The sequence below is a fragment of the Nocardia fusca NBRC 14340 genome, assembly GCF_001618425.1.
Taxonomy (GTDB): domain Bacteria; phylum Actinomycetota; class Actinomycetes; order Mycobacteriales; family Mycobacteriaceae; genus Nocardia; species Nocardia fusca.
Genome location: NZ_BDCU01000005.1, coordinates 60,021 through 74,057, shown reverse-complemented (window position 1 = coordinate 74,057; position 14,037 = coordinate 60,021). Strand labels below are relative to the sequence as shown.

General features: G+C 69.0%; 11 protein-coding genes. 5 read left to right on the top strand and 6 right to left on the bottom strand.

The features are described from left to right. Nucleotides 1-125: 125 nt before the first annotated feature. The 6 genes from NF4_RS01180 to kstR form a co-directional block, all read right to left on the bottom strand. Nucleotides 126-1,295, bottom strand: a complete 1,170-nt coding sequence (locus NF4_RS01180) for an acyl-CoA dehydrogenase family protein (protein WP_063125440.1) — start codon at nt 1,293-1,295, stop codon at nt 126-128. An 81-nt stretch (nt 1,296-1,376) separates the two neighbouring features. Next, nucleotides 1,377-2,243 carry a metal ABC transporter permease gene (locus NF4_RS01175; RefSeq protein WP_063125439.1) on the bottom strand — a complete coding sequence of 289 codons (867 nt, stop codon included), beginning with the start codon at nt 2,241-2,243 and terminating at the stop codon, nt 1,377-1,379. Then, entirely contained in the window at nt 2,244-3,218 is a 975-nt protein-coding gene (locus NF4_RS01170; RefSeq protein ID WP_084532763.1) for a metal ABC transporter ATP-binding protein, read from the bottom strand. It lies immediately after the preceding gene. A gap of 27 nt (nt 3,219-3,245) precedes the next feature. Next, nucleotides 3,246-4,136 carry a metal ABC transporter solute-binding protein, Zn/Mn family gene (locus tag NF4_RS01165; protein WP_063125438.1) on the bottom strand — a complete coding sequence of 297 codons (891 nt, stop codon included), beginning with the start codon at nt 4,134-4,136 and terminating at the stop codon, nt 3,246-3,248. Nucleotides 4,137-4,493: 357 nt separating this feature from the next. Beyond that, on the bottom strand, nt 4,494-7,046 hold the full coding sequence (otsB, locus tag NF4_RS01160; RefSeq protein WP_063125437.1) for a trehalose-phosphatase: 2,553 nt from the start codon (nt 7,044-7,046) through the stop codon (nt 4,494-4,496). A gap of 288 nt (nt 7,047-7,334) precedes the next feature. Continuing rightward, complete coding sequence (gene kstR, locus NF4_RS01155) at nt 7,335-7,979, bottom strand: cholesterol catabolism transcriptional regulator KstR (RefSeq protein ID WP_030524112.1); 645 nt, start codon at nt 7,977-7,979, stop codon at nt 7,335-7,337. 141 nt (nt 7,980-8,120) lie between these two features. On the opposite strand from kstR, the gene NF4_RS01150 reads away from it, so the two are divergent. The 5 genes from NF4_RS01150 (at nt 8,121) to NF4_RS01130 (ending at nt 13,988) form a co-directional block, all read left to right on the top strand. Then, nucleotides 8,121-10,301: an acyl-CoA dehydrogenase family protein gene (locus NF4_RS01150; RefSeq protein WP_063125436.1), complete on the top strand. Its 2,181-nt coding sequence runs from the start codon at nt 8,121-8,123 to the stop codon at nt 10,299-10,301. A gap of 26 nt (nt 10,302-10,327) precedes the next feature. Beyond that, nucleotides 10,328-11,386, top strand: a complete 1,059-nt coding sequence (locus NF4_RS01145; protein WP_063125435.1) for an acyl-CoA dehydrogenase family protein — start codon at nt 10,328-10,330, stop codon at nt 11,384-11,386. Then, nucleotides 11,377-12,546, top strand: a complete 1,170-nt coding sequence (locus NF4_RS01140; protein ID WP_063125434.1) for an acyl-CoA dehydrogenase family protein — start codon at nt 11,377-11,379, stop codon at nt 12,544-12,546. The genes NF4_RS01145 and NF4_RS01140 overlap by 10 nt, the downstream gene beginning before the upstream one ends. A gap of 81 nt (nt 12,547-12,627) precedes the next feature. Then, nucleotides 12,628-13,566 (top strand): bifunctional MaoC family dehydratase N-terminal/OB-fold nucleic acid binding domain-containing protein, encoded by a 939-nt coding sequence (locus NF4_RS01135; RefSeq protein ID WP_063125433.1) that lies wholly within the window; start codon nt 12,628-12,630, stop codon nt 13,564-13,566. Continuing rightward, a complete protein-coding gene (locus tag NF4_RS01130; protein WP_063125432.1) occupies nt 13,563-13,988 on the top strand; it encodes a MaoC family dehydratase in 426 nt (141 codons plus the stop codon). The genes NF4_RS01135 and NF4_RS01130 overlap by 4 nt, the downstream gene beginning before the upstream one ends. The last annotated feature ends 49 nt before the right edge of the window (nt 13,989-14,037 follow it).

The following is a 14,037-nucleotide window of genomic DNA, read 5'->3' as shown; positions in this document are numbered from 1 at the left end:
CCAATAAACACAGCACCTGCACGAGCAAGCCCACGCTCCCACCTTTGCGGACCAGCCCACAAGCCCGATCCCGCGGGCGGCAGCGCCGGAAAACCCAGCGCCCCCACGAGCAAGGCGCGCCGAGATTACCGCAGCACTTTGCGGCTGATCGCGTATTTGTGGACCTCGGTGGGGCCGTCGTAGAGGCGGAAGGGGCGCATATCGCGGAAGATCATCTCGACCACCGTCTCATCGCTGACGCCGATGCCGCCCAGGATCTGGACGCAGCGGTCGGCGACCTTGAACAGTTCCTCGGAGACGAACGATTTCGCCATCGAGCTCTCGTGGCGGGCCTTCTCGCCCTGGTCCATGAGCCAGCAGGTGTGCCAGATGGTCAGGCGGCACTGGTGCAGCGCGATCTCGTTGTCGGCGATCATGAACGAGACGCCCTGGTGTTCGCCGAGGGTCTTGCCGAAGGCGGTGCGGGTTTTGGCGTGGTCGATGGCGATGCTCTGGGCGCGTTCGGCGGCGCCGAGCCAGCGCATGCAGTGGGTGAGGCGGGCGGGGGCCAGGCGCAGCTGGGCGTAGCGCAGGGCCTGGCCGGCTTCGCCGAGCAGCGCCGACTTCGGGAGGGTGAGGTTGTCGAAGCGGACCACACAGTGCCCGGCCACGTAGTTGCGGTCCATGGTGTTCATGGTGCGTTCGATGACGATGCCCGGCCGGTCGCCGTCGGTGAGGAAGAGGGTGGGGCCGGCGGGGAGGTGGGGGTTGTCGCCGAGCAGCGCCATGATGATCCAGGTCTTGGCGCCGTTGGCGCCGGTGATCAGCCATTTGCGGCCTTCGATGACGAAGTTCTCGCCGTCGAAGGTGGCGGTGGTGGCGAGTTGGCCGGGATCGGAGCCGGCGCCGTCGGGTTCGGTCATGGCGAATACCGAGCGCTGGTGCCCGTCGATGACCGGCTGGAGGTAGCGCTCGGTCTGCTCCGGGTTCGCGATCTTGGAGAGCAGGAACATATTGCCCTCGTCCGGAGCCGCACAGTTCATGGCGACCGGGCCCAGCGTCGACCAGCCGGCGGCTTCGTAGAGCACGGCCTGCTCCACGTGGGTGAGGCCGCGGCCACCGAGTGCGGTGGGGGCCTGGATGGTCAGCAGTTTCTCGGCGCGGGCGAGTTCCACGAGTTCCTGGCGAAGTTCGTCGGTGGGGCCGTGGGAGGTGAGTCGTGGGTCGCGCTCGTAGGGCACGATCTTGTCCGCGACGAATGCCCGGACCCGGTCACGTTCGGCGGCGAGCTCGGCGGGAATCGTGAAGTCGATCATGTGGTCACCTTCGTCCGGGGGCGTTGCGGACGAGCATACGAAACCTTGCCGCCCGGACTGAAGGCACCTGCCCGCAGGTACTCAGCGGACCCGGGCGACCTGACGCTGCCGCGCCCCGATCACCCGGCAGACCAGGTAGATCACGAACGAGATGGTGGTGACGAAGGTGGAGACCGGCGCCCCCGGCGCCAGCGACAGCAGGATGCCGCCCACCGCGGAGATCTCGGCGAAGACCACCGCCAGCACGGTGGCCCGCAGCGGGTCGGCGGTCAGCTGCGCGGCCGCGGCCGCCGGGGTGATCAGCAGTGCGAGCACCAGCAGGGCGCCGACGATTTGGACACCGAATGCCGCCGTGATCCCGAGCATCACCGCGAACAGGATGGACAGCGCCCGCACCGGCACCCCCCGGGCCACCGCGACTTCCGGATCGGTGCTGGCGAACAGTAGCGGCCGGTACACCACGGCCAGCACGGCGAGCACCGCGGCGGTGCAGGTGGCCAGCAGTGTCAGCCCACCGAAACCCACGCTCACCACCTGTCCGGTCAGCAGCGAGAATTTCGACCCCGCGCGCTCGGGACCGAGCCACAGGAACAGCACCGACAGGCCGAGGCCGAACGACAACACCACCGCGATCACCGAATCGCGCTCTCTGGCCCGGGTGCCGAGCACCCCGAACAGCACGGCCGCGACCACCGAACCGGCGATCGCCCCGAGCCCGACGCCCGCGCCGACCAGCAGCGCGGCGGCCGCACCGGTCAGCGAGAGCTCGCTGGTGCCGTGCACCGCGAACGACATCTGCCGGCTGATGATCAGCGGGCCGATCATCCCGGCGAGCAGCCCGAGCAGTGCCGCCGCGACAACGGCCTGCTGTACGAAGTCGTAGCCGAGCAGGTGTGCGGTGGTCTGGAACTCGAAGATCTTGCCCAGTACCTCGGAAAGCTTGTCCATCTACCCGTTCGCCTGTCCCGCTCGCGGGGTGAGTTCGGCCCGGGGGGCACCGGCGCGCGGGGTCCCCGGCTCGCCGTGGCAGTGGGCGCCGGCGGTGCCGAGGGCGTCCATGGTGTCACCGGTGCCGACCACGACCAGCCTGCCGCGGACACGCAGCACGTCGACCTCGGTCTGGTACAGCTCCGAGAGCACCGCTGAGGTCATGACCTCGTCCGGGGTGCCGATCCGGAACTTTCCGCCGACCAGGTAGAGGACGCGGTCCACCAGCGGCAGGATCGGGTTGATCTCGTGGGTGACGAACAGTACCGATGTGCCGTGGCGGCGCCGCCGGGCGTCGATCAGCCCGGAGACCAGCTGCTGGCTGGCCAGGTCGAGGCTCAGCAGGGGTTCGTCGCAGAGCAGTACCGCGGGGTCGCCGACCAGCGCCTGTGCCACCCGCAACCGCTGCTGTTCGCCGCCGGACATGCTCTCCAGCGGGGCCTTGGCGAACCTCTCCGCTCCGACATCGGCGATCGCGGCGGCGACCTTGCGCCGACGCTCGGCGCGGGCTCGCAGGCCCAGCCCCCAACGGTGCCCGTCCACGCCGAGACCGACCAGATCCACACCGCGTAACTGCACGCCCGCGTCGATGGTGCGCTGCTGCGGTATGTAGCCGATATCCGGGTGGCCCGCGCGCGGCGCGGCACCGGCGATCCGGGCGCTGCCCGAACTCAGGGCGAGCTGGCCGAGCAGGACCCGGAGCAGGGACGTCTTGCCGGAGCCGTTGGGTCCGAGCACCGCGATGAACTCACCCCGGGCGACACTGAGGTCCAGTTCCCGCCACAGGACGCGGTCGCCGAAGGCCAGCGTGGCCGATTCGAGCCGTACGGCGGGTTCCGGCGCGGGCCGAGTGGAGTCGTCGAAGCGCTCGGCCGCGACGCTGCCGTCACCGGCCGTCGTGGCGTGGTGCGTCGTCGAGGCGGTATCGCTGCTCATATCGATCCATCCGTTCCTCGGGTTCCGTCAGCCGATGGCGTCCGCCAGCGCCTGGGCGTTCTGCGTCTGCCACGTGACGAAATCCGTTCCGGACGGCAGGGTTTCGGTCACCTCTACCACCGGAATACCGGCGGCGACGGCGGCATCGCGCAGATCCCGGCCCACCTTGTCCTCGGTCTGCACGTTGTAGACCAGGACCGCGACCTGCTTGCCGGTGATCAGATCGCGGGTGGCGGCGACCGCGGCGGGCGACGGATCGGTTTCCTGCTCGATCGCCTCCTGGTAGTCCCGGGGCGTCCGGTCGACGGTACCGGCATCCTGCAGCAGGTAGTACGCCAGCGGTTCGGTCTGGATGACCGGGACGCCGGGGTGGTCGGCCGCGATCGCGTCGGTACTCGCGCCGACCTGTGCCAGCCGGTCGGCGAACTGCGCCGCCCGATCGGTGTAGTCCTGGGCGTGCGCGGGATCGATCTCGGCGAGCCGATCGCCGATCTGTCCGGCGACCAGGGCGACGGTTTCCATGTCGTACCAGACGTGTTCGTTCGAATCGTCCCGGATGGCCTCGTCCCGGGCCGCGACCGCTTCGACGGTGCGCTTACCGCGGCCCTCGATCGCCTTCGCGACGAACTCGTCGTAGTGGCCACCGTTGTACACGACCAGGTCGGCATCGCTGAGCTGCGCGGATTCCGATGCCGAGGTCTCGTGCGAATGCGGGTCGGCGGAGGGGTCGGAGATGATCGCGGAGACGTCGGCATCGGGCCCCGCGACAGTGCTCGCGATATCGGCCCAGACATTGGTCGAGGCGACCACCGACGGTTTGCCGGAATCGGAGCCGGCCCCGCCGCAGGCGGTGAGCGCTGCGGCCGCCGCCACCCCCACGGCGATGATCAGAGGGCTACGGACATAGTGAGGTGACACGGCAAATACCTACCAGGGTTAATGGAAATCGTTTCCGTTTTACTTTAGCAGCCCTGGCGGGAGAGTCTGAACCGACCGCCCAGTTCTAACACCGCCTGCCGCGCGGCCATGCCAAGCGGCTGAACATGCCCAGCTGGACACTGAACGCCGACGCAACCCCCATGCGTCGAGTGTTGCGAGACACCTCCAAGGTTGAGGCCCGTCTCGCCCTTGGCCGGAGGTGCTCAACGGTCGGCCTTCCATGGAAGGCCGACCGCACGTCGCATGAGCCGAAGGCTCGAGTCTCGAGGCCGAAACGGCGAGACCAAAAGGGCCTCAACCCCGCGACGCCGCAGGCGGCGCCAAAAACAATCGACCCTACTTCCCGAGCAACTGCGCGCAGCGCAGCAGGCCCAGGTGGCTGTAGGCCTGGGGATGGTTGCCCAGGGACCGTTCGGCGACCGGGTCGTATTCCTCACTGAGCAGCCCGGTAGGTCCGGCCACATCCACCAGCTGCGCGAACAGCGCTTCGGCGTCGGACCGTTTGCCGATCAGCAGGTATGCCTCCACCAACCACGCGGCGCACAGATGGAACCCACCCTCGCCGCCGGGCAGGCCGTCGTCGTGGTGGTAGCGGTACACCGTGGATCCGCTGCGCAGTTCGGCTTCGGTGGCCACCACCGTCGCGGCGAACCGCGGGTCGCTGGGATCGATCAGGCCGCTGAGTCCGATGTGCAGGGTCGCCGCGTCGAGGTCGGTGCCGTCGTAGGCGGCGGTGTAGGACTGGACTTCGTCGTTCCAGCCCTTGGCCTTGACCTCCGCCGCGATGGTTTCGCGCAGCGGCGCCCAGTCGCTGTCGACGGAGCGGTCGAACTTCTCCGCCAGGGTCAGCGCCCGGTCGATCGTGAGCCAGCCCATCACCTTCGAGTAGACGTGGTGGCGGGGGTTGCCGCGGATCTCCCAGATGCCGTGGTCGGGTTCGGTCCAGCGGCGCTGTACCGCCGAGACCATGGCGTGCACGAGTTCCCAGTCGGCGTCGGGCAGCACCTTGCGCGGATCGGTGGTGCCCTGCTTCTCCCGGGCGTGGGCCAGGCTGGTGATGAGGTCCACGATCGGGCCGAAGACGTCCAGCTGGACCTGCATATTTGCCGCGTTGCCGACCCGCACCGGCCGCGATCCGGCGTAGCCGGGCAGCTCGTCGATCACGGCCTCCGGCGGCAGGGTTTCGCCGTAGATGGTGTACAGCGGGTGCAGGCGTTCGGGGCCGGGCAGGGTTTCCAGCACCCGGTGCACCCATTCCAGATACTGTTCGGCCTCACCCAGGGAACCCAGCGAGACCAGGGCGCTGGCGGTGAGCGCGGCATCGCGCAGCCAGCAGTAGCGGTAGTCCCAGTTGCGGACGCCGCCGATATCCTCCGGCAGCGAGGTGGTGGCCGCGGCCAGGATCGATCCGGACGGCGCGTGTACCAGCCCGCGCAGGGTGAGCGCGGACCGTTTCATCAGGTCGGGTTTGAGGGCGGGCAGGTCGAGGGTCGCCGCCCATTCTTTCCAGTACAGTTCGGCGATCCGCCGCCGTTCGTCCTCACCGGTGGCGGCGGGCGTCAGATCGTGTGTGCCGCAACGCAGTTCCAGGACGATGGGGCCGCCGGACGGGTCCACGACCGCGGTGGCCGAATCGTGTGCGCCGTCGCTGTGGATCTGCCATTGCACCCCGGGGGCACGCAGCACGACCGGATCGTTGGTGCCCCAGACCCGCAGGCCGTCGGTTTCCACCTGGATGGATACCGGAACCTGGCCGAATTCCGGGCGCGGGGCGAAGGTGATCTCGGCGGGAGCCGTACCGGTGATCACCCGGGTGAGATCGGTGCGGTCGGGGTCCACGTCGTGCGGGAGATAGTCGGTGACCTGTAGTTTCGCCCAGCGGGTCTCGACGGTCATGGTGCCGTCGACGTATCGCTGGGACAGGGGCAGGCCCGGCCGCTGCGGCGTGATGGAGAAGTGCCCGGCGTCCATGCCGCCCAGCAGGTGGGCGAAGACGGCGGCCGAGTCCGGTTCCGGGTGGCAGAACCAGGTGACGGTGGCATCGGGGGTGACCAGCGCGACCGAACGCGGACTGGCCATCATGGTCAGCCGTTCGATCCGGGGCGCGCTGGCGCCGGCCAGCCAGGTGCGGCGTTCCTCGAGCAGGAAGGCCAGCGCGTGCGAGACCGCTTCGGTGCTGTCGACCCGGTATTTGGCCAGCGATTCGCCCTCGCCGACCTTGATGCCGATATCGGGCCCGCTCAGCGCGCGGAACGCTTTCTCGTCGGTGACGTCGTCGCCGAAGAACACCGCCGCCGACGCGCTCTCCTGATGACGGACCGTGCTGAGGGCCGAACCCTTGTCGGTCGGTACCACGGCCAGTTCGATCACGGCTTTACCCTCGGTGACCTGCACGCCGACCCAGCAGGCCGGTCCCTGGCGGGCCTGGACGAGGGCGCGGCGACCGATCTCGGGGGTGGCGTTGCGCACATGTAGCGCGACGCTGGCGGGTTTGGACTCCACCGTGACGCCCGGATGGTCCGCGGCGATCTTGTTGAGGGCGGTCACCACTTCCCGTAGCAACTGCCTGGCGTCACTGTCGATGGCGTGTACGAAACCCACGTCGAATTCCGAGCCGTGGCTGCCGATCAGCTGCACCTCGACCGGTAGCCGGGAGAGTGCGGCGAGGTCACGCAGCGCTCTGCCGGATATCACCGCGGCCGTGGTGCCGGACAGACCGGCCAGCGCGCGTAATGCCCGCACGGATTCCCCGTGCGGGTACGCCTTGGCCGGATCGGAGACGATGGGAGCGAGTGTCCCGTCGTAGTCCGATGCGACGAGCAGCCGAGGGACGCGCGCGACCGTCGACAGCGCTCGGCGGAGTTCCAGTGGCAGATCCTGTGCGCTCACACATCCAACCTATTGATCGGAGTTTTCGTTAAGAGGGGGCGCGCATGACAATACTGTGTCACGGCCGCTGATCCGATTCGGCGGGAAGTGTGGGCGGGTGCCCCCGGCTCGACGTGCGGGTGAAGGTGCGCCCGGCGTCGCCCGGCGCGGAATCCGCAGGCAGAGTTCACCGGCGCCGGGGGCGGACTGTGAGATTTTTCCGGCTCGCGCGACACCGCAGCGAACGTCTGGGTATCGCCGTGCTCCACCGGTATCGGCGGCCAGGCCACCGGGCGCGGCGGCCAGGTATCAGGAACGCTGACCGAGTAGGAGATCGACGGTCAGTTCGAGCCGTTCGGACACATCGGTCGCGGAGGCACGCCGGGTGAGCCAGGCGACCAGATTCGACAGCCACACATCGCTGATGACCCGGGCGATGGCGAGCTGGCGATCGGTGGGTTCACCGTCGTTCATGGCTCGGGCGAACACCCGGTCCATCACCTTGCCGACCCGGTCCACCTCGGCGGCGGCCGAGGCGTCGGCGAACATGAACGCACGGGTCATGGCCTCGGTGAGCAGCGGGTCGCGCTGCATCATCCGGGTGATCTGCGAGAGCAGCGCGTGCATCCGCTCCTCCGGTGACTGACCCGCCAGCGGTTTGCGTTTGCCCTCGAACTGCTCGAACTCCCGGGCCAGCGCCGAGACCAGCAGGTGCACCTTGGACGGGAAATACCGGTACAGGGTGCCGACCGCGACATCGGCGCGTTCGGCGACCGCGCGCATCTGCACCGCGTCGTAGCCACCTTTGGAGGCCAGCGCGAGGGTGGCGTCCAAGATCCTCTTGCGGCGTTCCCGCTGGGCGGCGGAGCTCAGTTCGTCCTCCCGCAGCGTGGTGACGGGGGCGGCTGTCGCCGCACCCGGATCGCCGGGCTGGGAACGGGAGGGGCTGGCCATGGAGGGGACTTCCTTTCCGTGACGTATCGCGGACGTTAGCGCGTGCGGCGATGCGGTAGGCGCTTCTCTTGACTTCCGCCCGCCGTGGATATTAGAACATGTTCTAGGTGTGGGAGTCACGCCGGAAAGGCGGTATGGACTGTGACCATCGCCACCACTGACGAGCATAAAGCCGTTCAACAGTCGATGAGCGGGTGGGCAGCAGCGGCGCAACCGATTGCAACAATGCGGGCCGACGCGACCGACTTCTGGCGTACGTATTGGGCAACGCTGACCGATCTCGGAATCTTCCGGGTGGCGGTGGCCGAGGAGGCGGGCGGCGCGGGCGGGTCGGTCTCCGACCTGGCCGTATTCATCGAACAGGCAGCACACGATATGGTCGGCGGCCCGCTGCTGACCACGGCGATCGCCGGCCTGGTGACCGCCGGGCGGTTGCCGGAGGAGCAGCCCTGCGGGATCGCGCTGGACACGGTCGCCGGGGACGAGGCCGCGCCCGCCGGCGGACCGGCGGTGCCGGCCCTCGACGGTGCCGGAACGCTCAGCGGTAGCTGGGAATCGGTACTCGGCGGCGCGCCCGGAACCGCGGTGCTGCTGCCGGTGGACACCGCGGACGGCCGGCGCTGGTGCCTGCTCGGCCCGGATACGCCCGGACTGCAGCTCGAAGCCCTGGAGCCCCTCGACCTGACCACCCCGCTGGCCCGGGTCCGCTGCACCGAGGTCCGGATCGACCCGGACGCGGTGTTCACCCCCGACTACGCGGTGGAAGACCTGCTGGTCGCGCTGGTCGTGGCCGAACTGGCCGGTGTGACCGGCTGGTGCCTGACGACCGCGGTCGACTACGCGAAGGTTCGCGAGCAGTTCGGCCGGCAGATCGGGTCGTTCCAGGCGGTCAAACACATCTGCGCGTGGATGCTGTGCCGCACCGAACTCATCCGGTCGGTGGCCGCCGACGCGGCCGCCGCGGTGGACTCCGGCGGGGCCGAACTGCCGATCGCGGCCGCGATCGCCGCCGCCATCAGCCTGGATGCCGCGGTGGACACCGCGAAGGACTGCATCCAGGTACTCGGCGGGATCGGCTTCACCTGGGAACACGACGCCCACCTGTACCTGCGCCGGGCGACCGCGCTGCGCCAGCTGCTGGGCGGCGCGTCGTACTGGCGGGCCCGCGTCACCGAGCTGACCCGGGCCGGTAAACGCCGCACCACCGGCGCGGACCGGGTCTTCGCCGACGCGGCGCTGGCCGGCGGTGAGACCGATACCGAGGTGGCCACCGACGAACTCGCCGCCGAGGTCGCGCGTATCGCCGCGCTGCCGGCCGCGCGGCAGCGCGGTGCGCTGGCCGACGCGGGGCTGATCATGCCGCACTGGCCGCAGCCCTACGGTCGCGGCGCCGATCCGATGACCGGATTGGTGATCTCGGAGGAGTTGCGCCGGGCCGGGCTGACCGTTCCCGACCTCACCATCGGCGGCTGGGCGATCCCAACCCTGCTGCAGCACGGTACCCCCGAGCAGATCGAGCGGTTCGCCTGGCCGACCCTGCACGGCGAGGTGGTGTGGTGCCAGCTGTTCAGCGAACCGGGGGCCGGTTCGGATCTGGCCGCCCTGCGCACCACCGCCGAACGCACCGAGGGTGGGTGGGTGCTCAACGGGCAGAAGGTGTGGACCTCACTGGCCAAGGAGGCGAACTGGGCCATCTGCCTGGCGCGCACCGACGCGAGTGCGCCCAAGCACAAGGGCATCAGCTATTTCCTGGTCGATATGCGCAGTGCCGGGATCGATATCCGGCCGCTGGTGCAGATCACCGGTGAGGCCCGGTTCAGCGAGGTCTTCCTGGACGGGGTCTTCGTTCCCGACGACTGCGTGGTCGGCGCGCTGGGCAACGGCTGGAAGATCGCCCGCTCCACGCTGTCGGCCGAACGGGTCGCCATGAGTGGTAACGGGATCGGGCCGGCGCTCGAGGAGCTGATCGCCAAACTCCCGGCGACCGGACGCGGGTCGGAGCTGCTGAACGATCGGCTGGGCGGTTTCGTCGCCGACGCCATCGCCGGGCTGCTGCTGGAACAGCGCGCGGCGGTCCGGATCCTGGCCGGCGCCGACCCCGGCGCGCAGAGCAGTGTGCGCAAGCTCGTGGGCGTGCGGCACCGGCAGGCGGTCGCCGAGTTCGCCGTCGAGGTGGCCGGCCCGGCCGGCGCGCGGACCACCGAGGACACCTCGGAATTCCTGCTCACCCGCTGTCTGTCGATCGCGGGCGGAACCGAGCAGATCCTGTTGACCGTGGCAGCCGAGCGGATTCTGGGACTACCCCGCGACGCGGCCGGTTAGTTCGTGCGACGACTGGAGAGCAGAACGTGGACTTCACTCGAGACGAGGCTCAAGAGGCGGTGGCCGAGGTCGTCGTCGGACTACTGGAGCGGGAGGCGGCGCGCGACGCCGAACTCTGGCCCAAGATAGCGGCTACGGGGCTGCTGTCGGTAGCGCTACCGGAACAGTTCGGTGGCGACGATATGGGCATCGACGCCGTATCGGTGCTGCTGACCGAGCTGGCCACCGATGCCGTGGCCGCCCCGGCGCTGCCCACCCTGGGCTTCGGCGTGCTGCCGCTGCTGGGGACGGCGCCCGAGGCGGTGGCCGCGGAGGTGTTCCCGGCGGTCGCGGAGGGCGCGGTGCTGACCGCGGCGATCAGCGAACCCGGCGCGCCCCTGACCACCGAACCCACCACCAAGGCCGAAGTGACCGGCGACAAGGTGCGGATCACCGGGTACAAGGTGGCGGTGCCGTGCGCCGATCAGGCCCGCTGGCTGCTCGTGACCACGGATTCCGGGGTCGCGGTGGTCGATTCGGATGCCGCGGGTCTGTCCCTGACCCCGTCGGCCGTATCCGGCGAACTCGCCGAATTCTCGGTGAAACTGGAGGGGGTCGAGGTGGCCGCGGACCGGCTGCTGCCGGACGCGGGCCCGCGGCTGCACCGGTTCGTGCTCGCCGCCATCGGCGCGGCGGCCGACGGTTTGCTCTCGGGTGCGGTGAAATTGACCGCCGCCCATGTGGGCACGCGGCGGCAGTTCAACCGGCCACTCGCCGAATTCCAGGCGGTGGCCCAGCAGATCGCCGACCTCTATGTGGTGTCCCGGACGCTGCATGTGGCCGCGGTCTCGGCCAATTGGGCTCTCGGACAGGACGATTCGAGTTCGGAGCGGCAGCAGCGGATCGACGACGATCTGAATGTGCTCGCCTACACTGTGGCCGCGGAACTTCCGCGTGCCATGCAGAAATGTCACCACCTGCACGGCGGTATCGGCGTGGATGTCACCCACTCGATGCATCGCTACTACTCACAGTCCAAGGACCTCGCCCGCTGGCTGGGCGGCGCCGCGTTGCGGCTCGAACGATTGGGGGCAGGGTGTTCATAGATCTGACCAGCGAACAGCGCAAACTACGCGACGACCTGCGCGCCTACTTCGCCGATCTCGTCACGCCGGAGGAGTCCGCCGCCATGGCGGTCAACCGGCACGGCGACGCCTACCGCGAGGTGGTGCGCCGGATGGGCCGCGACGGCTGGCTGGGTGTCGGCTGGCCCAAGGAGTACGGTGGCCAGGGTTTCGGCCCGGTCGAACAGCAGATCTTCTACAACGAGGCCTCCCGAGCCGATGTCCCGCTGCCACTGGTCACCCTGCTGACCGTCGGCCCGACGCTGCAGCAGTTCGGCACGCAGGAGCAGAAGGAGAAGTTCCTGCCCGGGATCCTCGCCGGGGATATCCATTTCGCCATCGGATATTCCGAGCCGGAGGCCGGTACCGATCTCGCGGCATTGCGCACCAGCGCGTCCCGCGACGATTCGGGTGACTGGATCGTCAACGGCCAGAAGATCTTCACCACCGGCGCACACGAGGCCGACTACATCTGGCTGGCCTGCCGCACCGGTCCGGCGGCCGACCGGCACCGCGCGATCACCATCCTGATCGCGGATACGTTGGATCCGGGCTATTCCTGGACCCCGATCATCACCGCCGACGGCGCCCATCACACCAACGCCACCTACTTCGACAGCGTCAGGGTTCCGGCGAACATGCTGGTCGGGGAGGAGAACAAGGGCTGGCGCCTGATCACCACCCAGCTCAATCACGAGCGGGTGAGCCTGGGGCCGTCCGGCAAGATCGAACAGCTCTACGACCGGGTCCGCGAGTGGGCGCGGCCGCGCGGCGTACTCGACGATCCCGACGCGCGCGCGTCACTCGGGCGCATCCATGCCATGACCCGGCTCAACGAACTGCTGAACTGGCAGGTGGCGGCCACGGCCGACGATCCGGACATCGATCCGTCACAGGTCATCGCGGATGCTTCGGCGACCAAGATCTTCTCCACCGAATCGCTGCAGGAGGCGGGCCGGCTGGCCGAGGAGATCATCGGCCGGTTCGGCGACCCGGCCGAACCCGCGACCGCCGAGCTGATGACCTGGCTCGACCGGCGGACGAAGCAGAACCTGGTGGTGACCTTCGGTGGTGGCGTCAACGAGGTGATGCGCGAACTCGTCGCCTCCGCGGGCCTGAAACTGCCACGCGTACCCCGCTGACCCGGTGAGTCCGGCGGCCCGCCGCCCCCGCCGCCGGTCGGCGGGCGCACACTCTCGAACCACCCGACCCTAAGGAGCAGCGTGCCGGACACAAGTACTCCGGAAGCGATCATCGCCGCCGCGGAACAGATCAAGGCGGCCGGGGCCAGCGCGCCGCGGCCCGGCCGCGACCCGGTGAACCAGCCGATGATCAACAACTGGGTGGAGGCGTTGGGCGACAGCAACCCCGTCTATATCGACGAGGCGGCCGCGAAGGCCGCCGGTTTCGACGGGATCGTGGCCCCGCCCGCCATGGCCCAGGTGTGGACCATGCTGGGTCTGGGCGGCCGCCGCCCGTCCGACGATCCGATGGAGGCCACCAACGCGCTGCTCGACTCCGCCGGGTACACCTCGGTGGTCGGCACCAACTGCGAGCAGATCTACCACCGCTATGTGCGGCCCGGCGAAGAGGTGAGCATCACCAGCGCGCTGGACAGCATCAACGGCCCGAAACGTACCGGGCTGGGCGAGGGTTTCTTCCTGACCTACCGCACCAGCTGGTATGTCGGCGACGAACTCGTCACCGAGATGCTGTTCCGCATCCTGAAGTTCGCCCCGGGTGCGGTCGCCGCCCCGGAACCGGCTCCCGCCGAACGGGTGCGGCCGCTGGTCTCCCACGACACCGAATTCTTCTGGGAGGGTACGAAGGCCGGCGAACTGCGGATCCAGCAGCTTCCCGACGGGTCCCTGCGTCATCCGCCGATCCCGGCGATCTGGCAGGACAAGACCGAACCGGTCGCCTATGTGGTGTCCTCCGGGAAGGGCACGGTGTTCAGCTACGTCGTGCACCACGCGCCCAAGGTGCCGGGCCGCGATCTGCCGTTCGTGGTCGCGCTGGTGGAACTCGACGAGGGGGTGCGGATGCTGGGTGAACTGCGCGGTGTCGAACCCGAGCAGGTCGAGGTCGGGCTGGAGGTCGTGGCCGGTTTCGAGAAGCTCGACGACGATACGGTGCTGCCCTTCTGGAAGGTGAACCCATGACCGCCACATTCGATCCGGCCACGGTCGGTGTCGGGACCGAACTGCCCGAACTGTCGATCCACGCCGATCCGACGTTCGTCATCAGCACCGCACTGGCCACCCGGGATTTCCAGGATGTGCACCATGACCGGGACAAGGCGATCGAACGCGGTTCGAAGGACATCTTCGTCAACATCCTCACCGATACCGGTCTGGTGCAGCGGTTCGTGACCGACTGGTCGGGTCCGAGCACGGTCGTGAAATCCATCGCGCTGCGTCTCGGGGTGCCGCTGTACGCGTACGACACCCTGACTCTCACCGGCAAGGTCGTCGAACTCGACGGCGAGGATGTCCGGCTGGAGGTCGTCGGCAAGGACAGTCTGGGCGATCACATCGTCGCGACGGTGGTCGTGACCGTACCGGGTGCCGGAGGCGGGGCGTGAGCGCAGCCACGACGCACAGTCGGTGTCCAGCCCGCGGAATGAGGAACGC

Coding starts and splice junctions, on each gene's coding strand:
- kstR (WP_030524112.1), bottom strand. CDS start 7,979: ATGGCCAGCCCCTCCCGTTCCCAGCCCGGCGATCCGGGTGCGGCGACA.
- NF4_RS01180 (WP_063125440.1), bottom strand. CDS start 1,295: ATGATCGACTTCACGATTCCCGCCGAGCTCGCCGCCGAACGTGACCGG.
- NF4_RS01130 (WP_063125432.1), top strand. CDS start 13,563: ATGACCGCCACATTCGATCCGGCCACGGTCGGTGTCGGGACCGAACTG.
- NF4_RS01175 (WP_063125439.1), bottom strand. CDS start 2,243: ATGGACAAGCTTTCCGAGGTACTGGGCAAGATCTTCGAGTTCCAGACC.
- NF4_RS01170 (WP_084532763.1), bottom strand. CDS start 3,218: ATGAGCAGCGATACCGCCTCGACGACGCACCACGCCACGACGGCCGGT.